Source organism: Delftia acidovorans NBRC 14950 (genome assembly GCF_001598795.1).
In the GTDB taxonomy this organism is placed as follows: Bacteria; Pseudomonadota; Gammaproteobacteria; order Burkholderiales; family Burkholderiaceae_C; genus Comamonas; species Comamonas acidovorans.
On record NZ_BCZP01000007.1, the window covers coordinates 287535 to 312733 of the forward strand.

General features: G+C 67.7%; 26 protein-coding genes and 1 tRNA gene. 19 read left to right on the forward strand and 8 right to left on the reverse strand.

Going from position 1 to position 25199, the window contains the following annotated elements:
* Positions 1–12 precede the first annotated feature (12 nt).
* From DA1_RS11770 to DA1_RS11785, 4 genes are all read right to left on the reverse strand, one after another.
* Positions 13–1068 (reverse strand): aliphatic sulfonate ABC transporter substrate-binding protein, encoded by a 1056-nt coding sequence (locus DA1_RS11770; RefSeq protein WP_034395332.1) that lies wholly within the window; start codon positions 1066–1068, stop codon positions 13–15.
* 23 nt (positions 1069–1091) lie between these two features.
* Complete coding sequence (locus DA1_RS11775) at positions 1092–2093, reverse strand: sulfonate ABC transporter substrate-binding protein (protein ID WP_016448337.1); 1002 nt, start codon at positions 2091–2093, stop codon at positions 1092–1094.
* A gap of 150 nt (positions 2094–2243) precedes the next feature.
* Complete coding sequence (locus DA1_RS11780) at positions 2244–2423, reverse strand: hypothetical protein (protein ID WP_034395330.1); 180 nt, start codon at positions 2421–2423, stop codon at positions 2244–2246.
* Between the two features lie 80 nt (positions 2424–2503).
* Entirely contained in the window at positions 2504–3526 is a 1023-nt protein-coding gene (locus DA1_RS11785; RefSeq protein ID WP_013801660.1) for a sulfate ABC transporter substrate-binding protein, read from the reverse strand.
* Positions 3527–3670: 144 nt separating this feature from the next.
* Between DA1_RS11785 and DA1_RS11790 the strand changes: the two genes are divergently transcribed.
* The 9 genes from DA1_RS11790 to DA1_RS11830 all read left to right on the forward strand — a co-directional run bounded on the left by DA1_RS11790 (position 3671) and on the right by DA1_RS11830 (position 13359).
* Entirely contained in the window at positions 3671–3943 is a 273-nt protein-coding gene (locus DA1_RS11790) for an oxidative damage protection protein (protein ID WP_012206441.1), read from the forward strand.
* A gap of 172 nt (positions 3944–4115) precedes the next feature.
* A complete protein-coding gene (locus DA1_RS11795) occupies positions 4116–4784 on the forward strand; it encodes a trimeric intracellular cation channel family protein (RefSeq protein WP_012206442.1) in 669 nt (222 codons plus the stop codon).
* Positions 4785–4799: 15 nt separating this feature from the next.
* On the forward strand, positions 4800–6740 hold the full coding sequence (mnmC, locus tag DA1_RS11800) for a bifunctional tRNA (5-methylaminomethyl-2-thiouridine)(34)-methyltransferase MnmC2/FAD-dependent 5-carboxymethylaminomethyl-2-thiouridine(34) oxidoreductase MnmC1 (RefSeq protein WP_034395326.1): 1941 nt from the start codon (positions 4800–4802) through the stop codon (positions 6738–6740).
* A gap of 190 nt (positions 6741–6930) precedes the next feature.
* Positions 6931–9012, forward strand: coding sequence for a TonB-dependent receptor plug domain-containing protein (locus DA1_RS11805; RefSeq protein ID WP_034395322.1), 2082 nt, complete (start codon positions 6931–6933; stop codon positions 9010–9012).
* Positions 9013–9034: 22 nt separating this feature from the next.
* Positions 9035–9910 carry an ABC transporter substrate-binding protein gene (locus tag DA1_RS11810; protein WP_034395319.1) on the forward strand — a complete coding sequence of 292 codons (876 nt, stop codon included), beginning with the start codon at positions 9035–9037 and terminating at the stop codon, positions 9908–9910.
* A gap of 33 nt (positions 9911–9943) precedes the next feature.
* Complete coding sequence (locus tag DA1_RS11815) at positions 9944–10492, forward strand: DUF2478 domain-containing protein (protein WP_034395316.1); 549 nt, start codon at positions 9944–9946, stop codon at positions 10490–10492.
* Between the two features lie 5 nt (positions 10493–10497).
* Positions 10498–11559: an iron ABC transporter substrate-binding protein gene (locus DA1_RS11820; protein WP_034395312.1), complete on the forward strand. Its 1062-nt coding sequence runs from the start codon at positions 10498–10500 to the stop codon at positions 11557–11559.
* On the forward strand, positions 11559–12572 hold the full coding sequence (locus DA1_RS11825; protein WP_034395309.1) for a FecCD family ABC transporter permease: 1014 nt from the start codon (positions 11559–11561) through the stop codon (positions 12570–12572). Before DA1_RS11820 ends, DA1_RS11825 begins: the two co-directional genes overlap by 1 nt.
* A 1-nt stretch (position 12573) precedes the next feature.
* Entirely contained in the window at positions 12574–13359 is a 786-nt protein-coding gene (locus tag DA1_RS11830; RefSeq protein ID WP_373861021.1) for an ABC transporter ATP-binding protein, read from the forward strand.
* Here the strand turns inward: DA1_RS11830 and DA1_RS11835 are convergent.
* A complete protein-coding gene (locus DA1_RS11835) occupies positions 13356–14399 on the reverse strand; it encodes a hypothetical protein (protein WP_034395304.1) in 1044 nt (347 codons plus the stop codon). The two genes, DA1_RS11830 and DA1_RS11835, sit on opposite strands and share 4 nt — an antisense overlap.
* A gap of 262 nt (positions 14400–14661) precedes the next feature.
* On the opposite strand from DA1_RS11835, the gene DA1_RS11840 reads away from it, so the two are divergent.
* The 8 genes from DA1_RS11840 (at position 14662) to DA1_RS11875 (ending at position 21952) form a co-directional block, all read left to right on the forward strand.
* Positions 14662–16494: a nitrite/sulfite reductase gene (locus DA1_RS11840; RefSeq protein ID WP_034395302.1), complete on the forward strand. Its 1833-nt coding sequence runs from the start codon at positions 14662–14664 to the stop codon at positions 16492–16494.
* A 29-nt stretch (positions 16495–16523) separates the two neighbouring features.
* A complete protein-coding gene (locus tag DA1_RS11845; RefSeq protein ID WP_034395300.1) occupies positions 16524–16907 on the forward strand; it encodes a DUF934 domain-containing protein in 384 nt (127 codons plus the stop codon).
* 1 nt (position 16908) lies between these two features.
* Positions 16909–17667: a phosphoadenylyl-sulfate reductase gene (locus tag DA1_RS11850; RefSeq protein WP_034395297.1), complete on the forward strand. Its 759-nt coding sequence runs from the start codon at positions 16909–16911 to the stop codon at positions 17665–17667.
* Between the two features lie 41 nt (positions 17668–17708).
* Positions 17709–18641 carry a sulfate adenylyltransferase subunit CysD gene (cysD, locus tag DA1_RS11855; RefSeq protein ID WP_013801646.1) on the forward strand — a complete coding sequence of 311 codons (933 nt, stop codon included), beginning with the start codon at positions 17709–17711 and terminating at the stop codon, positions 18639–18641.
* A complete protein-coding gene (locus tag DA1_RS11860; protein WP_012206455.1) occupies positions 18641–20032 on the forward strand; it encodes a sulfate adenylyltransferase subunit 1 in 1392 nt (463 codons plus the stop codon). The genes cysD and DA1_RS11860 overlap by 1 nt, the downstream gene beginning before the upstream one ends.
* Before the next feature lie 164 nt (positions 20033–20196).
* Positions 20197–20526 carry a ferredoxin FdxA gene (gene fdxA, locus DA1_RS11865; protein ID WP_012206456.1) on the forward strand — a complete coding sequence of 110 codons (330 nt, stop codon included), beginning with the start codon at positions 20197–20199 and terminating at the stop codon, positions 20524–20526.
* A 13-nt stretch (positions 20527–20539) separates the two neighbouring features.
* On the forward strand, positions 20540–21592 hold the full coding sequence (locus DA1_RS11870; RefSeq protein ID WP_034395295.1) for an NAD(P)/FAD-dependent oxidoreductase: 1053 nt from the start codon (positions 20540–20542) through the stop codon (positions 21590–21592).
* 87 nt (positions 21593–21679) lie between these two features.
* Entirely contained in the window at positions 21680–21952 is a 273-nt protein-coding gene (locus DA1_RS11875; protein WP_224986237.1) for a hypothetical protein, read from the forward strand.
* 45 nt (positions 21953–21997) lie between these two features.
* Here the strand turns inward: DA1_RS11875 and asd are convergent, their stop codons facing one another.
* On the reverse strand, positions 21998–22852 hold the full coding sequence (asd, locus tag DA1_RS11880; RefSeq protein ID WP_012206459.1) for an archaetidylserine decarboxylase: 855 nt from the start codon (positions 22850–22852) through the stop codon (positions 21998–22000).
* A 450-nt stretch (positions 22853–23302) separates the two neighbouring features.
* Here asd and infA point away from each other — a divergent pair, with 450 nt between their 5' ends.
* Positions 23303–23551 carry a translation initiation factor IF-1 gene (gene infA / locus DA1_RS11885; protein ID WP_012206460.1) on the forward strand — a complete coding sequence of 83 codons (249 nt, stop codon included), beginning with the start codon at positions 23303–23305 and terminating at the stop codon, positions 23549–23551.
* Between the two features lie 60 nt (positions 23552–23611).
* Positions 23612–23688, forward strand: a tRNA-Pro gene (locus DA1_RS11890).
* A gap of 195 nt (positions 23689–23883) precedes the next feature.
* Here DA1_RS11890 and DA1_RS11895 read toward each other — a convergent pair.
* The gene (locus DA1_RS11895; protein ID WP_230590899.1) at positions 23884–24162 is read right to left on the reverse strand and encodes an SOS response-associated peptidase family protein; all 279 of its coding nucleotides are present in this window, start codon (positions 24160–24162) and stop codon (positions 23884–23886) included.
* A 405-nt stretch (positions 24163–24567) separates the two neighbouring features.
* Positions 24568–25199: hypothetical protein (locus DA1_RS11900; protein ID WP_218017176.1), on the reverse strand; the 632-nt coding region annotated here is incomplete at its 5' end.

The following is a 25199-nucleotide window of genomic DNA, read 5'->3' on the forward strand; positions in this document are numbered from 1 at the left end:
CGAGGAAGGAAATCAAAGGGCGGAAGAAGGCCGTGCCGCCGCAGGCTCGGCCAGCCGCGCGTACTCGGCCGCCGAGGGCCGCCAGACGATGTCGGCCACCTGCACCTGGCGCGGAATCAGGCCCAGCCGAAAAAACGCATCGGCCACGCGCTGCTGGTCCACCACGGTCTGCGCAGCCAGCAGGCCCACGGGGGAGCTGGGCCGGCGCGCAATGAAGCGGCTGACCACCGCCGCATCCAGACCGCTGAAGCCGGCCACCAGGGCCACGGCCTCCTGGCGCGCGCTCTGAGCCAGGCGATCGGCGCGCGTGAGCTCGTCGAACAGCGCGCGCAGCACCTGCGGATGGCGCTCCACCAGGCCGCGAGAGGCCAGGTAGAACGAGGCGTTGCCCGACAGGCCTTCGCCATTGGCCAGCACGCGCGGGCGAATCGCCAGCTCGGTGGCCGCGTAGAACGGGTCCCAGATGGCCCAGGCATCCACGCTCTTGCGCTCGAAGGCGGCGCGCGCATCGGCCGGGGCCAGGTACACGGGCTGGATCTCGTTCCAGGCCAGGCCCGCCTTGTCCAGCGCACGCACCAGCAGGTAATGGGCGCTGGAGCCTTTTTGCAGCGCCACGCGCCGGCCCTTGAGGTCGGCCAGGGCGCGCAGCGGCGAGTCCGACGGCACGAGGATGGCCGAGCTTTCGGGCTTGGGCGGCTCGGCACCCACGTACAGCAGGTCGCGGCCCGCGGCCTGGGCAAAGACCGGGGGTGAATCGCCGGTCAGGCCGAAATCCAGGCTGCCGGCGGCCAGGGCCTCCAGCAGCTGGGGGCCGGCCGGAAACTCCAGCCAGCTGACCTTGGTGCCCGCAAAGCGCTTTTCCAGCACGCCTTGCTGCTTGAGGATGACCAGGTTGACGGCTGACTTCTGGTAGCCGATGCGCAACTGCTCGGGCCCGGCCACGGCGGCCGGCGTCTCGGCGCGTGCGTACTGGCCGGCCAGGCTCCAGCTGAAGGCGGTGGTGCCCAGCAGTTGCAGGGCCTGGCGGCGCACGCGGTCCAGGCGGGGCTTCTTGGAATTGGCATTCATGGTGCGGACTCCTTGCAGTGGGCTCAGGGGCGCGACGCGATCAGGTCCACCGGCGCGGCATGCAGCAGGTTGAGCTTGCGGGGGATGAGCTTGAGCTCGAAGAAGGTGTCGGCGATCTGCTGCTGCTCGGCCAGGATCTCGCGCGTCACGGACGAGGTGCCGAAGCGGGCACGGCTCAGGTACAGCTCGGTGATGGACTTGTCCAGGCCCAGGATGCTGGACAGCTCGGCGGCAGCGGCCGTCTGGTTCTTCGAGGCCCAGCGGTCAATCCCATCGACCTCTTCGATGGCAATGCGCAGCACATCGGCATTGCGCGTGGCGAAATCGCGCGAGGTGAAGTAGTAGGCGCGGTTGTTGACCACGCCCGTGGCATCGGCCAGCAGGCGGGCGTCCAGCGTCTTTTGGGCGGCAGCCAGGAAGGGGTCCCAGATCAGCCAGGCATCGACGGAGCCGCGCTCGAAGGCGGCGCGCGCATCGGCCGGCGCCAGGAAGACGGACTGCACATCGCCGTACTTCAAGCCATGCTTTTCCAGCAGCTTGACCAGGAAGTACTGCACGTTCGAGCCCTTGTTGTAGGCCACGCGCTTTCCCTTGAGGTCCTGCACGCTGCGGATGGGCGAATCCTTGGGAACGATCACCGCCTCCAGCCCGGGGCGCGGCACGGTGGCGCCCGCATAGACCAGGGGTGCGCCTGCAGCCTGCGCAAAGATGGGTGGGGCCTCGCCCACATCGCCGAAGTCGATGGAGCCCACGTTCAGCGCCTCCAGCTGCACGGGGCCGGCGTTGAACTCGATCCAGCGCACGGATACGCCCAGCGGCGCCAGCCGCTTTTCCAGCGTGCCCCGGCTCTTCAGGATGGACAGCCAGCCCTTTTGGTGGCCCACGCGCAGCACGCGGTCGCCCGCCTTGTCCTGGGCCAGGGCCGGGCCGCCCACCGTGGCGACTGCTGCGGCAAGGCCCGCGCCCAGCAGTTGGCGTCGGCGCCAGTTGGCTGTGTGTCGGGGGAAAGAATCAAACGAGACCATGACGGACATCCTTGGAAGAGTGGTGCGTGGCTCAGGCAAAGCGCTGCCCATGCATGCGCGCGGCATGCAGCCAGAAAACAAAAAAAGGGAAGGCGGAGCAAGGGGCGGCCGCCTGCAGGGCCGGGCCTGCAGGCGCACCGCACGGAGTCGTCAGGTGCTACATCGCCGGCTGGCGAAGGCCATGGTCTCGAAGCGAAGAAAAGAGCTGGATGCCACCACGCCTGCCACGCCTGCCTTGCCTGCCACTCCTGCCTTGTGCATCCGCACGCCTGCCTGCGCCGTGCGGCGCGCGGCCTGCAAAGAGTGGCGGGAGGTCAGGAAGATGGACATGGCGGATCGTGGGGGTTGGCAGGGGTCTGGGACAGCGGGTGAATCAGTGGGTGGGCGCCGGCCGGGCCGGCGCGCTGCACTCACTTCTTGGTGTAGATCTGGTCGAAGCTGCCGCCGTCGGCAAAGTGGTCCTTGTCAGCCTTGGCCCAGCCGCCAAAGGCCTGGTCGATGGTGACCAGCTCCAGCTTGGGGAACTTGTCCGCAAACTCGGCCTTGACCTTGGCATCGGTGGGACGGTAGTAGTTGCGGCCGGCGATGCGCTGGCCTTCCTCGGAGTACAGGTACTTCAGGTACTCCTCGGCCACGGCGCGCGTGCCCTTCTTGTCCACGACCTTGTCGACCACGGCCACCGAAGGCTCGGCCAGGATGGACAGCGAAGGCACGACGATCTGGAACTTCTCGGGACCGAACTCCTTGAGTGCCAGGAAGGCCTCGTTCTCCCAGGCCAGCAGCACATCGCCCACGCCGCGCTGCACGAAGGTGATGGTGGCGCCGCGCGCGCCGGTGTCCAGCACGGGCACGTTCTTGAACAGCTTGCCGATGAAGTCCTTGGCCTGTGCGTCGCCGCCGTACTTGCGCTTGGCGAATTCCCAGGCGGCCAGGTAGTTCCAGCGCGCACCGCCGCTGGTCTTGGGGTTGGGCGTGATCACCTGCACGCCGGGCTTGACCAGGTCGTCCCAGTCCTTGAGGTTCTTGGGATTGCCCTTCTTCACCAGGAAGACGATGGTGGAGCTGTAGGGCGCCGAGTTGTGCGGCAGGCGCTTTTGCCAGTCGGCCTTGAGCAGGTTGCCGTTCTTGACCAGGGCGTCGATGTCGCCGGCCAGCGCCAGCGTGGCCACGTCGGCGTCGATGCCGTCGATGATGGAACGCGCCTGCTTGCCCGAGCCGCCATGCGACTGCTTGACGCTCACGTCCTGGCCGCTCTTGGCCTTCCAGTGCTTGGCGAAGGCCTGGTTGTACTCCACGTACAGCTCGCGCGTCGGATCGTAGGAGACATTGAGCAGTTGCACCGACTGGGCCAACGCCGGCAGAGCCGACAGGGTCAAGCCCGCGATCAGGCCGGCGGCGACAGGAAACTTGATAAAGTGGCGGCGAATTTTCATTGGAGTGTCGGTAGAGAGTGGAGACGACGGTCTGGTGCCGTGGAAAGCATTCTCAAAGCCAACTCTTAAAACTCAAACCAATAAGATTTCAGTTTGTTATTCCAAAAACATCTGAATCTCCACAAGACAAGGACTCAATTCCCCATGGCACGTACCGTTCACTGCATCAAGCTTGGCGTTGACGCTGAAGGCCTGGACTTCCCGCCCTACCCCGGCGAGCTGGGCAAGCGCATTTTTGAAGGCGTGAGCAAGCAGGCCTGGGCCGACTGGCTCAAGCACCAGACGATGCTGGTCAACGAAAACCGCCTGAACCTGGCCGACGCACGCGCCCGCCAGTACCTGGCCCGCCAGATGGAAAACCACTTCTTCGGCGGCGGCGCCGATGCGGCGGCCGGCTACGTGCCTCCTACGGCCTGAGCCGCTTCGCGCCTTTTCACCGCCCCCGTCGCAACGCGCCGGGGGCGGTTTCATTTGCGGTGCCGCAAACGGCCGCCGCCCAGAGACCGCCTACAATGCCCGCCTTCTTGCGCTGGACGGCGCAGTGGCCGCACACCCTGCGGCGCGGGCCGGTCTTCACCCGAGGTTTTCCGTGCTTCCATCCGTCTCCCTGCTGGAATCGTTCCAGGCATCGCAGTTCACCGTCATGCTGGTGATCTACCTCGTGGCCATCACGGCCGAAGCCATGTCGGGCGCGCTGGCGGCGGGCCGGCGCAACATGGACATCTTCGGCGTGGCCGTGATCGCCTTCGTCACCGCGCTGGGCGGCGGCACCATCCGCGACATGGTGCTGGGCCACTACCCCATCGGCTGGACGCAGCACCCTGAATATGTCTACCTGGTCATCTCGGCCGGGCTGCTGACCATCGTCGTGGCGCGCCACATGCACCATCTCAAGCAGGTCTTTCTGCTGCTGGACGCCATGGGGCTGATCGCCTTCTCGCTGATCGGCTGCAACGTGGCGCTGGAGCTGGGCTATCCGCCCGTGGTGGTGGTGATGTCGGGCATGCTGACCGGCATCAGCGGCGGCATTCTGCGCGACGTGCTGTGCAACCAGGTGCCGGTCGTCTTCCGGCGCGAGCTGTACGCCAGCGTGTCGCTGGCCGTGTGCCTGCTGTTCCTGGGACTGCGCACGCTGGAAGTGGGCTCCAACCTCAGCACCGTCGTCTGCTTTGCCGGCGGACTCACGCTGCGCCTGGCTGCCATCCGCTTCAAGTGGCGGCTGCCCGTGTTCTCCTACCAGCAGCGCTGGGAGGAGTAGTTCTGCCCCTTGCCCATGTCCGAACCCATTGACTGGCTGCCCGATGGCACGCCCTACAGCCCGCGCTTCGGCGACCGCTACCACAGCGAACTCGGCGGCCTGGACCAGGCCCGTCACGTCTTTCTGGGCGGCTGCGGCCTGCCGGCGGCCTGGGCCGATGCGCCGCAATGGCGCATCCTGGAGACCGGCTTCGGCTTCGGCCTGAATTTCCTCGTGGCCTGGGAAGCCTGGAAGACCGATCCCCGGCGCCCAAGGCTGCTGCATTTCGTCTCGGCCGAGGCCTTTCCCGTCAGTGCAGACGCCATGCGCCAGGCCCTGCCCCGGGAACCCGGCCTGCGTGCGCTGGCCGAGCAACTGGCGGCCCGGTTCCAGGGCCTGCTGCCCGGCGTGCACCGCCTCGCCTTCGAGCAGGGGCGCGTGCTGCTGACGCTGTACATCGGTGATGCCCAGGCCATGCTGCGGCGCCAGCAGCTCACGGCCGACAGCATCTACCTGGACGGCTTCACGCCGGAACTCAACCCCGAGCTCTGGAGCGCCGAGACCCTGCGCGCGCTGGCGCGCCATTGCCGGCGCGGCACACAGCTGTCCACCTGGTGCGTGGCGCGCACGGTGCGCGATGGCCTGGCCCAGCACGGCTTTCAGGTCCGCAAGGTGGATGGCGTGCGCCCCAAGCGCCACAACCTGCATGCCGTGTTTGACCCGGCCTGGCAACCGCGTGGGCCGCGCGGGCCGCGTGCACAGCCGCAGGAAGCCATCACCCCACGGCGCTGCATGGTGCTGGGTGCAGGCATCGCCGGCGCGGCCGCCGCCGCCAGCCTGTCGCGCCGTGGCTGGCAGGTCACCGTGCTGGATGCTGCCGACGCGCCTGCAGCGGGCGCCTCGGCCCTGCCCGCGGGCCTGTTCTGCCCCCATGTCTCGCCCGATGACAGCCTGCTGTCCCGCCTGAGCCGCGACGGCGCACGCCTGACACTGGCGCAGCTGCAAATGCTCTCCGGCCAGGGCCTGCTGCAACCGGGCACGGACTGGTGCGATACCGGCGTGCTGGAGCATGGCGTGGAAGCCGCCCCGCGGCTGCCGCGCGACTGGCAATCCCCCGGCCCGGGCGACCACTGGAGCCGGCCCGCAAGCGCCGATCAACTCTCGGCGGCCTGCCTGCCTGCCGACGCCCCGGCCTGCTGGCATGCGCAGGCCGGCTGGGTGCGCCCGGCGCGGCTGGTGCAGGCGCAGCTGGCGCTGCCCGGCGTGCGCTGGCAGGGCCGCGCCTGCGTGGCGCGTCTTGCATGCACCGACACAGCCGGTGGCGCGCCCGTCTGGCAGGCCCTGGATGCACAGGGCAATCTGCAGGCCGAGGCTGAACTGGTCGTTATCGCACTGGGCCCCGCAACGAATACGCTGCTGGAGCACAGCCTGGGCGCCCAGGCCGCCTGGCCGCTGCAGCCCATACGCGGCCAGGTCAGCTGGGATGTGCACACCCCGGCCAGCGCACATGCCATGCCGCCCTTCCCCGTCAACGGCCATGGCAACCTGGTGCCTGCCATGCCGCTGCCCGGCGATGCAGCCGGGCCAGGCTGGGTCATGGGATCGACCTTCGAGCGCGACCAGACCGCGCTGCCGCCAAGTCCCGAAGACCAGGCCGCCGCCCATGCAGCCAATGGCGCCAAGCTGGCGCAGCTGCTGCCAGGTGCCTATCAGGGCCTGCAAGGCTTCTTCGACGCGCCACCGCGCGCCACCTGGGGCGCCGTGCGCGTGGCCTCGCCAGACCGGCTGCCCGTGGTCGGACCGGTGTCCGATCAGGCTCCCGGCCTGTGGGCCCTGACGGCCATGGGCTCGCGCGGGCTCACGCTGTCGCTGCTGTGCGGCGAGCTGCTGGCAGCACGCCTGCACGACGAACCGCTGCCCCTGGATGCCAGGCTGGCGGCTGCCCTGGCCAGCGAGCGCCTGGGCCGCAGGCGCTGAGCCGTTGAACCGCCCGGCCGCTGAACGGCCGGGCATTCACACAACGGCCTGAAAGAAAACCCGAGTCTTCCCGCAGACGGTTTTTGTCACTCGTTATGTTTGTTAGTGCATATCGCTAGAATCCGGAACCTGTTTTCAAAAGGAAACAACCAGCCGCTCCCCGCGTTCAACCACACAAGAACCTGAAACCGTGATCCGCCAGCCCCGCTCCTGCGCTCCCGCATCCTCACCCGCCCTCTGCTCACCCTCGTTCCGCCTTCGCTCCGCACTGACACACGCCCTGCTGCTCGCAGGCCTGGCCGCCAGCACGCAGGCGCAAGCCCAGGTCGAGGCCCAATCGGGTGCGCCTGCAGCCCAGGCTTCGCAGACCTTCCAGTTGGGCACGGTCGATGTGCACGGTGCGCGTGATGAGGCGCAGGCCATATCCGGCGATGAACAGCGACTGGGCGCCGACGAGATGCGCCAGCGCAATGCCGACACCGTGGCCGACGCCGTGCGCCTGCTGCCGGGCGCCACGCTGTCGCGCAACAATCGCAACGAGGAAATGATCTACCTGCGCGGCTTCGATCCGCGCCAGGTGCCGGTCTTCGTGGACGGCGTGCCGCTGTACGGGCCCTATGACGGCTATGTGGACTTCGGCCGCTTCACCACGTTCGACCTGTCCGAGATCCGCGTGGCCAAGGCTGGCGCATCGCTGATGTATGGCCCCAATACGCTGGGCGGCGCCATCAACCTGGTCACGCGCAAGCCCGTCAAATCCTTCGAGGGCGATGCGCGCATCGGCGCAGGCGCAGGCGGCGAACGCAAGGCCGCCGTGAACCTGGGCGGCAACCTGGGTACCTGGTACTACCAGCTTGGCGCCTCCTACCTGGACGCGGACAGTTTTCCGCTGCCCAAGGGCTTCAAGGACTTCAAGAAGCAGCCCACCGACACGGGCAACTACCGCGACAACGCCTACCGCACGGACAAGCGGCTGTCGTTCAAGCTGGGCCTCACGCCCAATGCCACGGACGAATACGCGCTGGGCTATGTGCGCCAGGAAGGCGAGAAGGGCAACCCCGTGTATACCGGCAGCGCCACGGGCAAGAACGTCATCCGCTACTGGCGCTGGCCCTACTGGGACAAGGACAGCGTGTACTTTCTGAGCACCACGCGCATCAATGCCGACAACCTGCTCAAGACACGCATCTACCACGACACCTACCAAAACGGCCTGGACATGTACACGGACGCGAGCTACACGCGCCATGACCCCACCAGCAGCTACAAGGACGTGAGCCAGGGCGCCAGCATCGAGTGGGCCAACTACAGTTTCAAGGGCCATGCGCTGCGCCTGGGCGCGCACTACAAGATCGACGAGCACACCGATGCCGCCTCGGCCAAGGACCCCAGCAAGCACTACCGCGACGTGACGCGCTCCCTGGTGATCGAGGACACGATCTCCCTGGCCGAACGCTGGAGCCTGAACCTGGCGCTCAGCCACGACCAGCGCGATGCGCGCGAGGTCTACCAGTGGCCCACGGGCTCCGCCAGCGCCACCAATGGCGTGGCCAAGCTCGGCTATACGCTGGGCGGTGGCAGCGAGGCGTATTTCATCGCCTCGCACAAGACGCGCTTTCCCACCATCAAGGACCGCTACTCGGCACGCATGGGCACGGCCCTGGCCAACCCCGACCTGCAGCCCGAGACGGCCAACCACCTGGAGCTGGGCGTCAGCGGCTCACCCTGGCAGGGTGGCCAGGGCCAGGCCGCGCTGTTCTACAGCCGCGTGCGCAACCAGATCCAGACCGTGGTCGTGGCCTCGGCCGAATGCGGCGGCACCACCTGCAACCAGGCGCAGAACGTGGGGCGCACGCGCAACATCGGCATGGAGCTGTCCCTGGCCCAGCAACTGTCCGCGCAATGGGGCGTGAACGCCGGCTACACCTACCTGAACCGCCGCAATACCAGCGACTCCAGCATCACGCTGACCAACACGCCGCGCCACCGCCTGCTGGCCGGCGTTCAGTGGCGTCCGCTGGCGCAGTGGGAATTCAATGCCGAGGTCGAGACCGAGAAGGGCCGCTACGTGCCGCTGTCGGGCAGCGGCCAGCTGCAGACGCTCAAGCTGTCGGGCTACGGCATTGCCAACCTGCGCGCACGCTACAAGCCGCGCAGCGACATCACCGTGGACTTTGGCGTGGCCAATATCGGCGACAAGTGGTACCAGTTCGATGACGGCCTGCCCATGCCGGGCCGCAGCTGGTATGTCAACCTGGGCTATCGCTTCTGAAGCACGGACTGGCCCTGAATCCATGGAACCGCTCTGCCCCGATCGCCGCCGCCTGCTGGGCGCCCTGCCCGCGCTGGCAGCCCTGAGCGGCTGCGCCGCCCAGCCGGCCGAACCTGCCAGCGTGAACGTGGCCGTGGTCGGCGGCCTGTCGCTGTGCGGTGTGTGGCCGCACCTGGCCGACGCGGCGGGCCGCAGCCTGGGCCTGTCCGTGCGCACCGCCGTTGCCGCGCCCAAGGAGGGCGTGATCCCCGCCATGGCCCAGGGCCGCGCCCAGCTGCTGCTCATCCACGCCAGCGATGAAGCCATGTCGCTGGAGGCTGCCGGCCTGGCATCGGCCGCGCGGGTCTGGGGCTGGAACGAGCATGTGTTCGCCGGCCCAGCGCATGATCCGGCCGGGGTGCGCGGCGCGGCCGATGGCGTGGAGGCCATGCGCCGCATCGTTGCCAGCGGCTCGCCCTTCATCGCGCTGCGCGACCCCGGCAGCTATACCGTGGTCCAGCGGCTGTGGCGCCGCGCCGGCATACGGCCGGACGCCCGCTGGCTGCGCGCCGACACCGGGCCGCGCCCCCAGGCCGTGCTGCAGTTGGCGGCCGAGCTCCAGGCCTATGCCGTGGTGGGCCATATCCCGCTGCATTTCGGCAAGATGGGCGCGCCCGGCATCGAGCTGCTGCTGCACGGCGACCCGCTGATGCGCCGGCCCTATGTGCTGCTCACGCTCGGGCCGCGCCATCCGGCCGACGCTGGCCAGCGCCGCAGCGCGCAACGGCTGGCCGAGCATCTGCTGTCCGCACCGGGCCAGCAGGAACTGGCGCTGGCCAATGTGGCAGCCGGAGGTCCCTGGATCTTCGGGCGCGACAGCATGCCCCTGGTCAACGACACCGGCGGCGGCCAGGAGTAAAAACCTGCCTGGATCCCACAAGCACCGCATGCCATGAACTCACCTGCCACCCTGCCCCTGGCCGCCCTGGTCCATCCCGACGACGAGCATGCAATGGAGCTGCTGCTCGAACGCGTGGCACGCCGCCTGCAAGGCGCGGGCTGGCGCGTGGGCGGCCTGGTGCATCGCCAGGACCGCTATGCCAACGGCAACAAGCGCATGCAGTTGTTCGACCTGCGCAGTGACCGCCAATTCGAGCTGTCCCAGGACCTGGGCTGCGCCTCGCGCGCCTGCAGTCTCAACCCCCAGGCCCTGGCCCAGGCCAGCGCCGTGCTTCGCCAGGCGCTGGACGATGGCGTGGATCTGGTGGTAATCAACCGCTTCGGCATCGTCGAGGCCTCGGGCCAGGGCTTTGCCGCAGAATTCGCGGCCTTTGTCGAGGCCGGCACGCCCGTGCTCACGGCCGTCGCGGCCCGCCATCTTGAAGACTGGCGCAGGTACACCGGCAGCCTGCATGCCGAGCTGGCAGCCGATGAGGTGCAGATCGAGCAATGGTGCCAGGCACAGCTTGAGCGCCGTGGCTGCGCCAGCCCCATCCCCTGATTTTCATGACCGATCTTCTGTTCACCCGCCGCCGCTGGCTGGGCCAGGCCATGGCGGCACTGGCCTCATCGGCTCTTGTTCCCGGCCATGCCCAGGCAACCACGATTGCCGCCCGCATGGGACAGATGCCGGACCCTGCCAGGCTGCGCCGCGTATTCGCGGCGGGACCGCCCGCAGGCGTGCTGGTGGCCACGCTTGCACCGCACAAGCTGCTGGGCTGGCCCCAGCAGCTGGACGATGTCTCGCGCGCCTATCTGGGGCCCACGTTGCAGGCGCTGCCGCACCTGGGCCGCCTGTCCGGGCGCGGCAGCACCATGCCGCTGGAATCGCTGCTGAAGCTGCAGCCCGACCTGGTGCTGGACGCCGGCACGGCCGATACCACCTATATCTCGGCCACCGAGCGGCTGGCGCGCCAGACCGGCCTGCCCTGCGTGCTGATCCAGGGCTCGCTGGCCGACCACGCACGCCAGTTGCGCGAGGTCGGCGCCTTGCTGGGCGAGGCTGCGCGTGGCGAAACCCTGGCCCGCCATGCCGATGCCGTGGCAGCACTGGCGCAGCGTGCCACCCAGGGCATGGCACCGGCCGAGCGCCCGCGCGTCTATTTCGCGCGCAGCGCCAATGGGCTGGAAACAGGGCTGGCGGGCTCCATCAATGTGGAAGCCGTCGAGTACGCGGGCGGGCGCAATGTGGCCGCCGATGCAGGGCGCGGCGGGCTCACGCGCGTGTCCATGGAGCAGATCCTGGCCTGGGACCCGCAGGTCATCGTCACGCAGGAACCCGGCCTTGCCGAGCGCATGCGCCAGGACCCGCTGTGGCGCGGCGTGGCCGCCGTGCGCTCGGGCCGCGTGCACTGCGCGCCGGTCTGGCCCTTCGGCTGGCTGGATGGTCCGCCCGGCGTCAACCGGCTGATCGGTGTGCGCTGGCTGCTGGAAAAGCTCCACCCGCAGGCGCCGGCACTGCAGGGACTGCCGCCGTTGGAACGCGAGGTGCGCGACTTCTACCGCCTGTTCTACGGCGCCGACCTGTCGCCCGCAGCGCTGGGCAGGCTGATGGAGACCGCGCGTTGATGCCTGCCACAGGCCGCCGCCTGGGGTGGGTGCTTGCGCTGGCCTTGCTGGCCGCCGTGCTGCTGTGGGCGCTGGCGGTGGGTCAGTTCTCCATCGCGCCGCAGCAGCTGTGGCAGTCGCTTCTGGCGCGCGCAATGGGCACTGCCTCGCCCTTGTCCGCCAGCGCCGAGACCGTGCTCTGGAACATCCGCCTGCCGCGCATCGCCGCAGGCCTGGCCGTGGGCGCCACGCTGGCGGCGGCAGGCGCAGCCTACCAGGGCATGTTCCGCAACCCGCTGGTCTCGCCCGACATCCTGGGCGTCTCGGCCGGTGCCGGCCTGGGCGCGCTGCTGGGCATCTTCCTGGGCTGGTCCATGGCGGCCGTTCAGGCGCTGGCCTTTGGCGGCGGGCTGGCCGCCGTGGCCGTGGTGGTGGCCATCAGCGCCAGCGTGCGCCGGCATGACCCGGTGCTGGTTCTGGTGCTGGCCGGCATTGCGCTGGGCGCGCTGCTGGGCGCGGGCATCGCACTGGTCAAGACGCTGGCCGACCCCAATACGCAGTTGCCATCCATCACCTTCTGGCTCATGGGCGGCCTGAGCGCCGTGACCCTGCCCGAGCTGGCTGCCGCGGCACCCGTGATGCTGTGCGCCCTGCTGCCCCTGCTGCTGTTACGCTGGCGCATCAACCTGCTGGGCCTGCCTGACGAGGAGGCGCTGGCCCTGGGCGTGCCCGTGGCACGCCTGCGCCTGCTGCTGGTGGCCTGTGCCACGCTGGGCACGGCGGCGGCCGTGTCGCTGGCCGGCATCGTCGGCTGGGTGGGGCTGGTGGTGCCGCATGTGGCGCGCCTGCTGGTCGGCCCCAATTTCGTGCGCCTGCTGCCGGCCTCGGCCCTGCTGGGCGCGGGCTTCGTGGTTGCGGCCGACACCCTGGCGCGCAGCGCGACGCGCATCGAGCTGCCGCTGGGCATTCTCACGGCCCTGGTCGGCGCGCCCTTCTTTCTCTACCTGCTGTCGCGCACGGGCCGCAATGACTGAAATGCCGACGGCGCCCGTGCTGCAGACGCTGGCCCTGGCCACGGGCCATGGGCGCCGGCGCGTCAGCCAGGGGCTGGACCTGGCCATCACCGCAGGCGAGGTGCTGTGCCTGCTGGGCCCCAACGGCTGCGGCAAGACCACGCTGTTCCGCACCGTGCTGGGCCTGCTGGCGCCGCTGGCCGGAGAGGTGCGCGTGCAGGGCCAGCCCGTGCACAGCTGGCCGCGTGCCGAGTTTGCGCGGCGCGTGGGCTATGTGCCCCAGGCGCAGGCCGGCGTCTTCGGCTTCGAAGCGCTGGACATGGTGCTCATGGGCCGTGCCGCGCGCCTGCCTGCGCTGGCCCGGCCTTCAAGTGCCGACCGTGCCCTGGCGCGGGGCTGCCTGGAGCAGTTGGGCATCGCCCATCTGGCGCTGCGCCCCTATACCGAGCTGAGCGGCGGCGAGCGCCAGCTGGTGCTGATCGCACGCGCCCTGGCCCAGGAGCCCGCGCTGCTGGTCATGGACGAGCCCACGGCCAGCCTGGACTTCGGCAACCAGATCCGCGTGCTGGACCAGATTGCCGCGCTGCGTGCACGCGGCATGGCCGTGCTGCTGTCCACCCACCAGCCCGAGCATGCGCTGCAGGTGGCCGACCGCATCGCCCTGCTGGGCCGCGGCGGCCTGCAGGCCTGCGGTGCGGCGGCGCAGGTGGCGACACCGGCCGCGCTGGCTGCGCTCTATGGGGTGAGCGAGGCGGCGGTGGCGGCGCGGCTGCCGGCAGACCTGGACAGGCGCAGCGTTGGCATCTAGTGCTTGGGAACGGGCAGCCTCCAGCCAGGCGGGGGCTGCAGCGGGCGACCTGCGTCCTTGAGCATGCGCTCCAGCAGTTGCTGTTCGCTGTGGATGGAGGGATCGGACAACAGCCGGACAAACGGATCGCCACCCGCCTGCATGCTCAGTGGGTTGGACTCGTGCATCAGCCAGTCCAGCTGGCGCCGCCGGGACTGCGCTGCAGCGCGCTCGGCCGGGGTTCTGGCAAGCCAGCGCCGTATCGCCAGCCCAAAGGCCTCATCCAGCACGGTGGATGCGCGTTCCGTCATCAGGTGCGCCACATGCAGGCAGTCGGCATCTCGCGCCGGGGCATCGCCCCGCTTTTCGGGCTTGCAGGCATCGATCAAGGTCCGGTAGCCGGGCAGTTCAAAGGCCGCCCAGATGCCCATGGCCGTGATGGCAGCGCCTTCCTCGGGGCGGTAGGGCTGCCCACCTCCAAACGCCTGCAACTCCTCGGCCGTGGGCGGGTGTTTCAGCAGCGCCGACTGCATCCAGCGCACGCCCTCATACATGTGCAGGTCCGCATAGCGGCTGTCGCGCGCGGCAGTCAGCAACTCCTGCGGCCCCAGCGCCTGCCACATCAGCGCAGTGAGATTGCTGGGTTCCAGCGCCAGCCAGCGGCGCGCAGCCTGCAACCGCAACTCGCCTTCACGTTCAGGCGCCCTGGCAGCCAGCAGTTGGTAGGCCAGCACGTCCTGCCCGGCCCGCTCCAAGGCGGCCTGGCGCCATTGCGGGGCTCGGCTGTCGGCATCCTCTTGTAGGAAGGGTGGGACCGACAGATTGATCAGGATGGCCGCAAAGGCCAGATCGCGCCCGCTGCCGGAACCGGCCAACTGCGCCGCCACGCGATGCAGATACGCATCCCAGGCCGATTCCTGTGCGGATTCGTCGGGTTCAGGCGTGTCAGCTGTGTGCGCTGCTGACAACGGGGACGGCGGCTGTGCCGGCTTCTGGACCTGCGCCTGAGCAGCAGTTGCCAACGCCAAGGCCAGCCCGATGGTGGCACAACGGTTTCGCATTCTGAAATCCTCCCTCTGGCCGGAAAGCATATCGGCCGCTCATGCGTTTGACATGCCCGGCCCCACAAAGCCTGCTGCCATTCACTTATATCCATATCCACATACTTGCAGGACAAAACAATCGTTTGCTTCTATAAGGCCATTGCTTACATTTCCGTCCATGCAGGGTTCTGTGCGTTTCCCGCAAGTGCCTCGGTGCCACGCAATGAACCCCTGCACCGCCGCCACTGGCGGCAGTCGAAGACCCCACATCCGAAGCGCCATGTACCAATACACCGAATTCGACAAACAGTTCATCCGCCTGCGCGCCGAGCAGTTCCGTGACCAGCTCGAACGCTGGCAGGCCGGCAAGCTCTCGGAGGATGAGTTCAAGCCCCTGCGCCTGCAAAACGGCTGGTATGTGCAGCGCTACGCGCCCATGCTGCGCGTGGCCGTGCCCTACGGCGAACTGTCCAGCGCCCAGTTGCGCGTGCTGGCCCGCGTGGCCCGCGAGTACGACCAGCCCGACGCCGCCCTGCTGGCCGAGGCCCGCGCCACCCAGGACCGGCTGGGCGACATCCCGCTGCACGACGGCCGCCGCATCGGCTCCGACCTGAAGTTCGGCTACGGCCACTTCACCACGCGCACCAACGTCCAATACAACTGGATTCCGCTGTCCAAGGCCGCCGACGTGATGGACCTGCTGGCCAGCGTGAACCTGCACGGCATCCAGACCAGCGGCAACTGCATCCGCAACATCAACAGCGACGCGCTGGCGGGCATTGCCATCGACGAGATCGCCGACCCCCGCCCCTTCACCGAAATCCTGCGCCAGTGGAGCACGCTGCACCCCGAGTTCAGCTTCCTGCCGCGCAAGTTCAAGGTCTCCATCAGCGGCGCCGAGGAAGACCGCGCCGCGCTGGGCTGGTACGACGTGGGCCTGCAGTTGCTCAAGAACGAGGCTGGCGAGCTGGGCTTCAAGGTGCGCGTGGGCGGCGGCATGGGCCGCACGCCCACCATCAGCCCGGTGCTGCGCGAGTTCCTGCCCTGGAACCAGCTGATGAACTACCTGGAAGCCGTGATCCGCGTCTACAACCGCTACGGCCGCCGCGACAACGCCTGGAAGGCGCGCATCAAGATCCTCGTGAAGTCCGAGGGCCAGAACTTCATCGACCAGGTCGATGAGGAATTCCGCCAGATCGTCGAGGTCGAGGGTGGCCCCCACACCATCACGCAAGCCGAGTACGACCGCGTGGCCGCCAATTTCCGCGAGCCCGAGCTGGACCTGTCGCCCGCCAATGCCGAGGCCGAGACCCTGGCCCTGCTGCGCACGGCCGCCGAGGAAGACAAGGACTTCGGCCGCTGGCTGATCAGCAACGTGCGCCCGCACCGCCACCCGCAACTGCGCGCCGTGCTGCTGTCGTTCAAGCGCCTGGGCTACGCGCCCGGCGACGCCACGGCCGACCAGATGGATGCCGCCGCCGCGCTGGCCGACCAGTTCTCGGCCGGCGAGATGCGCGTCACCCACGAGCAGAACCTGCTGCTGCCCTGGGTGCGCCGCGACCAGTTGCCCCAGCTGTACAAGGCGGCAAAGGCCCTGGGCCTGGCCAAGCCCAACATCGGCCTGCTGACCGACATGATCGCCTGCCCCGGCGGCGACTTCTGCTCGCTGGCCAATGCGCGCTCCCTGCCCATTGCCGAGGCCATCACCGAGCGCTACCAGGACCTGGACGAGCTGTGGGACCTGGGCGAGATCGACCTGCACATCAGCGGCTGCATCAACAGCTGCGGCCACCACCACAGCGGCCACATCGGCATCCTCGGCGTGGACAAGGACGGCAAGGAGTGGTACCAGATCACGCTGGGCGGCGCCGACGGCTCCCACCTGTCCGGCCCGGCCACGCCCGGCAAGATCATCGGCCCCTCGTTCAGCGCCGCCGAAGTGCCCGGCGTGATCGAAGCCCTGCTGACCACCTACCGCGAGCAGCGCCAAAGCGAAGGCGGCCGTTTCGAGACCTTCATCGCCACCGTGCGCCGCGTGGGCATCGACCCGTTCAAGGCCGCCGGCAATGCCGCCCGCCACCCCGCCAAGCACACCGAGGAAGCGGCCGCCTGACCCCAGGGTGAGAGCCGCAGGAGATCCCCATGAAAATCATCGCCGCCCAAGAGCACCAAAGCCCGGCCGAAGGCCAGCAGACCATCATTGCCCCGGCCAATGACGCCGATCCCTTCACGCTGGATCTGACCGGCGTGCAGCGCATCGACCTGCACTTTCCCAAGTTCACCGACGGCCGCGCCTTCAGCCAGGCCCGCCTGCTGCGCAAGCGCCTGGGCTTCCAGGGCGAAATCCGCGCCACCGGCGACGTGCTGATCGACCAGCTGGTGCAGATGCAGCGCTGCGGCTTCGACGTGGCCGTGCTGCGCGAAGGCGTGGACATCGCCGACGCCCAGCGCCAGCTCGACCGCTTCCACGGCTTCTACCAGGGCGATGCCGTCCATCCCGAGCCCCACTTCGTCAAGGCTGCCTGACATGGGTGCGCAAAGCTTTCTGTCGCGACAGGCATCGGCCAAGGCCACCGAGGTCAACGGCCGTGCCAGCAGCGGCTTTGCCGACAAGCTGGCCGCCACCGAGGCCTTGCTGCGCGAGGCAGCGGCGCTGGGCGCCGAGGCCGTGACACAGGCCTCCAGCCTGGGCGCCGAGGATGTGGTGATCACCGACATCATCCACCGCCTGGGCCTGGACATCCCCGTCTTCGTGCTGGACACCGGCGCCCTGCATACCGAGACCCTGGCCCTGCTGGAGCGCACCCAGGCGCTGCCCGGCCTGAGCGTCAAGGTCTACCGGCCGCAACTGGAATCGGTGATCCACTTCATCCGCGACAACGGCCAGGACGCCATGTACCGCAGCATCGAGCTGCGCAAGGCCTGCTGCGGCGTGCGCAAGATGGAGCCGCTGGCGCGCGCGCTGGCCGGCAAGAGCGCCTGGATCACGGGCCTGCGCCGCGAGCAGTCCAATGCCCGCGCCGACGTGCCCGCCGTGGACCGCAGCGAGGTCGAGACCAAGGGCCTGACCAAGTTCAACCCGCTGACCGAATGGACCCAGGGCGATGTCTGGCACTACATCGCCAGCCATGGCGTGGACTACAACCCGCTGCACGACCAGTTCTATCCCAGCATCGGCTGCGCACCCTGCACGCGCGCCGTCAGCCTTGGCGAGGACTTCCGCGCCGGCCGCTGGTGGTGGGAGGATGAAGCGGCCAAGGAATGCGGCCTGCACGCCAAGAAGTGAAGCCTGCAGGGTTTGACACCGATTTGATTGGAAACCAAGAAATGAATGCCCGTGTGGACACCTCCGTGCTGAGCCATCTCAGCAACCGCCACCTCGACGCCCTCGAAGAGGAAACCATCTTCGTGCTGCGCGAAGTGGCCGCCGCCTTCGAGCGCCCCACCCTGCTGTTTTCGGGCGGCAAGGACTCGCTGGTCATGCTGCGCTGCGCCGAAAAAGCCTTCGGCAAGGGCCGCATCCCCTACCCGCTGCTGATGATCGACACCGGCCACAACTTCCCGGAAGTGACCGATTTCCGCGACCTGCGTGCCAAGGAGCTCGGCGCCGAACTCATCGTGCGCAGCGTCGAGGACTCCATGGCACGCGGCACCGTGCGCCTGGCCCATCCGGGCGAAAGCCGCAACGTCCACCAGTCGGTAACGCTGCTGGAGGCCATCGATGAATTCCGCTTCGACGCCCTGATCGGCGGCGCCCGCCGCGACGAGGAAAAGGCCCGCGCCAAGGAACGCATCTTCAGCCACCGCGACAGCTTCGGCCAATGGCAGCCCAAGGCCCAGCGCCCCGAGCTGTGGACGCTGTTCAACACGCGTCTGGCCCCCGGCGAGCACTTCCGCGTGTTCCCCATCAGCAACTGGACTGAACTCGATGTCTGGCAATACATCGAGCGCGAGCAGATCGCCCTGCCCAGCATCTACTACACGCACAAGCGCGAAGTGGTGGAGCGCCGCGGCCTGCTGGTGCCCGTGACCGAACTCACACCCCCGCGCGACGGCGAGGAAGTCGTGGTGCGCGACGTGCGCTTTCGTACCGTGGGCGACATCACCTGCACCTGCCCCGTGGAAAGCGAAGCCGCCACGGCAGCCGACATCGTGCTCGAAACCCTGGCCGCCGAAGTCAGCGAACGCGGCGCCACGCGCATGGACGACAAGACCAGCGACGCCTCCATGGAAAAGCGCAAGAAGGACGGATATTTCTGATGACCACCGCAAGCATTGCCGCCGACGCAGCCGTCGCGGATTCCACGGCCACCCAGGCCAGCCAGGCCACACAGCAGACCGCCGCCAACGCCTCGGCCTTGCGCTTCATCACCTGCGGCTCCGTCGATGACGGCAAGAGCACGCTGATCGGCCGCCTACTGGTGGACACGCGCGCCGTGCTGCAGGACCAGCTGGCCGGCGTCACCAAGAGCGGCGAGACCGACCTGGCGCTGCTGACCGACGGCCTGTCGGCCGAGCGCGAGCAGGGCATCACCATCGACGTGGCCTACCGCTACTTCGCCACCGAAAGCCGCAAGTTCATCATCGGCGACGCGCCGGGCCATGAGCAGTACACGCGCAACATGGTCACCGCCGCCAGCAGCGCCGACGCCGCCGTGGTGCTGGTCGATGCCACCAAGCTCGACTGGAAGAACCCGCAGCTCACCCTGCTGCCGCAGACGCGCCGCCACAGCCTGCTGGCCCACCTGCTGCGCGTGCATTCGCTGGTGTTTGCCGTCAACAAGCTCGACGCCGTCGAAGACCCGCAACAGGCCTTCGTCCACATCCGCGGCGCGCTGGAGCGCTTCACGGCCGAGGCCGGCATCGCCTCTGCGGCCACCGTGCCTGTGTCGGCCCTCAAGGGCTTCAATGTGGTCAACGCCGAGCCCGGCTGGGCCGGCTACGACGGCCCCAGCCTGCTGCAACTGCTGGAGCAGTTGCCCAACACGCCGACCGACACCGGCCTGGCGCTGGCCTTCCCGGTGCAGTGGGTGGAGAAATTCTCGTCCTCGGCCGATACCAGCCAGGGCCGCCGCGTGTTCTGGGGCCGCGTGGCCGCAGGCCGCGCACGCGTGGGCGACGCCGTGCAGATCCTGCCCAGCGGCCAGCAGGCCGTGATTGCCCAGGTGCTGGACCATGCCCGCGTTCCCGGCTCCATCGACGCAGGCCTGTCGGCCGGCATCACGCTGGACCGCGAAGTCGATGTCTCGCGCGGCGACTGGCTCGTCGCAGCCCCTGCGGCTGCAGCGGCCGCTGCCGATGACGACTTCGACGCCCCGCAAGCGCAGCCCGCATGGCCCAGCAAGCGCGAGTTGACTGCCACGGTGGCCTGGATGGACGAGCAGCCGCTGGTCCCCGGCCGCACCTACCTGGCGCTGCACGGCCACCGCTGGATCAAGGCCAAGGCCCGCCGCGTGGTGCACCGCCTGAACATCCACACGCTGGCCCAGGAAGAGGCCACCCAGCTGGAGCCCAACGCCATCGGCCGCGTGGAGCTGCTGCTGCAGGAAAGCATTCCCGCAGCGCCCTTCGCCCAGGCCCGCCAGTTGGGTGCGCTGATCCTTGTGGACACGGCCAGCCACGCTACAGCAGGCGCTGCACTGCTGGATTGAGCAACTGGACAGTCCCGCTTCGCGAGCCGGCACATGCCGGCTCGTGGGCTTTCGGAAAACCGCAGCAGTCCGCGCCAGAATCCTTGCCATGTGCGGGACTGGCTCCTGAAAAATTTTAGAATCCCGGGTTGATACCGACATTCACACTGCCATAAAAGACTCCCATGACTCACGTCGTCACCGAAAACTGCATCAAGTGCAAATACACAGATTGTGTGGATGTCTGCCCCGTGGACTGCTTCCGCGAAGGCCCCAACTTCCTCGTGATCGATCCTGACGAGTGCATCGACTGCGCCGTGTGCATTCCCGAATGCCCGGCCAATGCCATCTTTGCCGAGGAAGACGTCCCCGCCGACCAACTGGCCTTCATCAAGCTCAATGCCGAGCTGTCGCTGGAAAAGGGCTGGAAGAGCATCACCAAGCGCAAGGCCTCGCTGCCCGACGCCGACGACTGGAACGGCAAGCCCGGCAAGCTGGACCAGCTCGAACGCTGAAGCCGCGCAGCCCATGCAAGACACCTCCGGCACGCAACCGATCCAGACCGATGCCCTCGTCATAGGCGCGGGCCCGGCGGGCCTGTTCCAGGTGTTTCAGCTGGGGCTGCAAGGCATTCGCTGCCATGTCGTCGATGCCCTGCCCCATGTGGGCGGGCAGTGCGCGCAGCTGTACGGCGACAAGCCCATCTACGACATTCCCGGCATTCCGGTATGCACGGGCCATGAACTGGTCCAGCTGCTGCAGCGGCAGGTCGCGCCCATGGACGCGCAACTGCACCTTTCCCAGCAGGTCTCCCAGCTGCAGCGCATGGACGATGGCCGCTGGCTGGCGCAGACCTCGCAAGGCCTTGAACTGAACGCGCGCAGCGTCTTCATTGCGGCTGGCGTGGGTGCCTTTGTGCCCAAGGCGCTGAAGGTGCCCGGCGTGGAGCTGCTGGCTGCAGGCCAGCTTCACTACCATCCTGCCGATCTGGAAATGGTGCGCGGCCAGACCGCCATCGTCCACGGTGGCGACGAAGAGGCCGTGGCCGCGGCCATTGCCTGCGCCGACAGGGCCCAGGCCACCTATCTGCTCTACCGCCGCGACGCCTTCCAGGCTTCGGCCGCACTGCTGGAGCGCCTGCAGGAACTGCGCGACAGCGGCGCCATCCGCGTGGTGATCGGCCAGATCACGCAACTGCTTGCCGATGCAGGCCAACTGCGCGCCGTTCAATGGATGGACGGCGAAGGCCAGGAGCACGAACTGGCAGCACAGCAACTGGTCGTCTGCCTGGGCATCTCCCCCCGCCTGGGCCCGGTCGCCGAATGGGGCCTGGCCATGGAGCGCAAGCAGTTGCTTGTGAACCCCGCAACCCAGGCCACCGATGCGCCAGGCATCTATGCGATTGGCGACATCGTCAGCTACCCGGGCAAGCACAAGCTGATCCTGTGCGGCTTCCATGAAGCCACCATGGCGGCCTTTGCCGCCGCCGAGTATCTGCAGGGCGAAAAACCGCTGCTGCAGTACACGACGACCAGCGCACGGCTGCACGCCATCCTCGGCGTTTCCCACCCGCAGGCATGATTCCTCGCGGCCGCACCCCGGCGGCCCTACAGTTTGGCGCGGCAGTGTCGATAGAGTTGGCAGCGTCCACTCATGCACATCAAGCCTATGGTTGCCACACTCGAAGCCCCTCCCAGCACCGCGATCGCGCCACCGGCCGATCCGCGCAGCTTCACCTTCCAGATGCCGCTGTTTCGCCCCGGCACGCATGTCACGCAAAACGGCAAAGCCGAGAAGGTCAGCCACGTGATACTGCGTCGCCGCGAACTGATGGTCTACCTGGTCGGCCATGAAGACCCCGTCAGGCCTGAACGGCTGAGCATCACGCCTTCGATGTTCACCACACAGCGGCGCCCTGAAGCCCTGAGCTGGATCCTTTGAAAGAAACCGGGCCTGGGCCCGGTTTCATCGATCATCCATCCAGGCTCAGGCCTCGTTGCGCCCTGCCATCTTCTGGCCCAGGCGCACGGGCGCAGCATGCGTCCACTGCCCGTTGAAGCGAAGCCCTGCCGATGCGGGAAACAGCATGACGACGGTGGAGCCCAGCTGGAAGCGCCCCATTTCCTCGCCCTGGCCCAGGACGATGGACTGGTCGTCATAGCGCCAGTCCTGGATGCGTCCGGGACGGGGCGGATTGACGATGCCGTGCCACACCGTTCCCATGCTGCCCACGATGGTGGCGCCCACCAGCACCAGCACCATGGGGCCATGGTCAGTATCGAAAACGCAGACCACGCGCTCGTTGCGCGCAAACAGGCCCGGCACGCCGCGCGCCGTGACCGGGTTGACCGAGAACAGTTCGCCCGGCACATAGATCATGCGCCGCAGCCGGCCTGCACAGGGCATGTGGATGCGGTGGTAGTCGCGCGGGCTCAGGTAAATGGTGGCGAAATGCCCGTTGTCGAACTGCCGCGCCAACTGCGCATCGCCGCCAACCAGCGCCGTGGCGCTGTAGCTGTGCCCCTTGGCCTGGAAGATCTGCTCGCCCTCGATGGCGCCGATCTGGCTGATGGCCCCATCCACCGGACAGACCCAGTCGGCCGAAGCCAGCGGCCGCACACCGGGCTTGAGCGCCCGCGTGAAGAACTCGTTGAAGCTGGCATAGGCCGCAGGATCGGAATCGGCCGCCTCCGACATGTCCACGCCATAGCGTGCAATGAAGCGCCGGATGACTGCCGTGGTCAGGTCGCCAGCACGCGCCTGGGCCAGGCGCCCCATGACGGCAGTCAGCGCCTGCTTGGGCAAAAGATACTGGGAGAGAACGGCAAGTCGATCAGACATCGAGGTTTTGCTATGAAAGTAATAGAAGTTGTGGGCGGATTCTAGCCAACCCACACCCCTCGCCCTCAACTCCTCCCGCCGCTTTCAGCACTTGTCACGCCCGCCTTGAAGCCAAGCGCACGCTTTCCGGAGGCCGCGAATGAAACGCAGATGACAAAGACAGCACCGTTCCAGCAAAAATCCAACCTGTGTTTTGCGTGCGACGGCCGCATTGGGCCGCGCACGCGCGGGAATGCAACGCTGTAGAATTGGGAGGTTTAGCTGTTGCCGGGCTTTGCCTTTGCGACACCATTGTGACCTGGCCTTCCGTTCGGTCTGCGCCTCTTGCGCAGAACATCCACTGCTTTTTCAGCCTCGGCCCACGTACCCCATGTTCTGTGGGCCAGGCAAGGCCTTCGTGGTTCCGACAAGTGAGTGCCGCAACCGACCCAGACCTGAGAGATTGAACACATGGCCAAAGAAGAACTGATTGAAATGCAGGGTTCCGTCACGGAAGTCCTGCCTGACTCTCGCTTTCGTGTGACGCTGGAAAACGGACACCAGCTGATCGCCTACACCGGCGGCAAGATGCGCAAGCACCACATCCGCATCCTGGCTGGCGACAAGGTGTCGCTGGAGATGTCGCCCTACGACCTGACCAAGGGCCGCATCACCTTCCGCCACCTGGCCAACCGCGGCCCGGGACCTGGCTCGCGTTGAGCAAAAAATTCGCCCATTGCGAAAATACCCATTTTTTTGACGCTACAATAGCGTTTTAGTCGGAGCGTAGCGCAGCCTGGTAGCGCATCTGCTTTGGGAGCAGAGGGTCGCGAGTTCGAATCCCGCCGCTCCGACCAATGAATCAAGGGGTTAGCTCGAAAGGGCTAACCCCTTTCTTCTAACCAAATTCAGGGTCTTCTAACCAGAAGCCGCAAAAAGACAAAGCCCCCTCGGCGCCATGACGGCTACTGAGGGGGCTTTTTTGCGTTCTGTGGCGCCTGCATTCGCCCTGGAAAAATCAACATCGCCCAGGGCGGGCCGACGCCCTACCCCTAGGCCTTCAGCTCGGCCAGTTGCTCTGCCGGCAGCAGCGCCTTCTCATCGGGCTTCTCCGTACCCGATCTGAGCACACCCAGCGGCGGCAGCTTGATCAGCGCATCAGCCTGGATGATCTTGCCAGGCAGCCAGGCATCCCAGTCGGCGGGCTCCAGCATCACCACTCCCCTCTTCTCCATTCCCGGTCTGTGCATCATCGACAGCACTGGATGCTCGTCCGCCGGATGGGTGACCATGGTGTAGTTGGGCACCAGCTCGCCCGTCTCGGTGTCCATCCATTCGCTGTAGAGCCCGGCCAGGGCGGCTGGCTCACCGTCTGCGCGACTGCTGCAGGCGCTGGAGCAGCACCTGCCTGGCGCAGTGGAGGTCGAAGGCGCGGCCTCGGGTCTGCATGCTGCGGACTGGGTGCTGCCGGTGCACTAGCGCGACGAGGCCTCGCTGGTGCGACAGGCCTGGGCGCAGGGCGCGGGTGTACGGCCCACCTCGCCGCTGTACGCGGCAGGCGATGCTGCCGGCGCCTTCCTTGCGCCAGCCTGGTGCTGGGCTATGTCAGCCTGGAGTCCGAGGCCATAAAGGAGGGCGTGCGCCGGCTGGCGCGGTGTACAACTGGCCAGCCGGGCCGGCGCCGCGAAAAAACCTGTGATTCCGGCCTTTCCGGGCGGGCCCTGAGAAGCCTGAGCTCAGGTCGCGCTGCAGAGGATCAGGGTGGAAGACACGCTGCCTGCAGCCTTTGCTCCGGTGGCGGTATAGCCGTCAGGCAGCGATGTCACGCCATTGAGGGTGAACGCGACGCTGATGGACAGAGTTGTCCTGAAGGCAATCGTGGCTCCGGCCGGCAGCGCCGCAGTTAGGGTGATCAGGCGTGAGGTCCCCGAGAGCACCGACACGGAGGCCGTTCCGCCTGTCACGCTGAATACGCCGATGTTGGCTACTCCCGACCCTGTGACGGTCACGGTCGTGCCGATGGGAAGCGGCTCAGAGGGACCTGCAGTGAGAGTGAAGCCCGGGCCCTGGACACCCATCACGCCGCAAGTGCCGTTGATGTGATGGGCGCCGACTTCGATGTCGGTGTTGCCCGTCACAGTGACCGACATGCTTGCCGTGTTGGTGTTGTCTCCCTGGATAGTGACCTGGGTCGGCCCTTCCTGAACTGCAGCCTCCAGCGTGATGGTGCAATTGGCCAGCGGCGCCAGCGAAGCGGCGCAGGTGGTGGAAGCCACCGTGATACCGCTGCCTCCGGGAATGCTGGCCTGCACATTGAGCGCAGGTGCCCCACCGTTGTTGGTGATCGTCACCGGGAACGTGCTGCCCA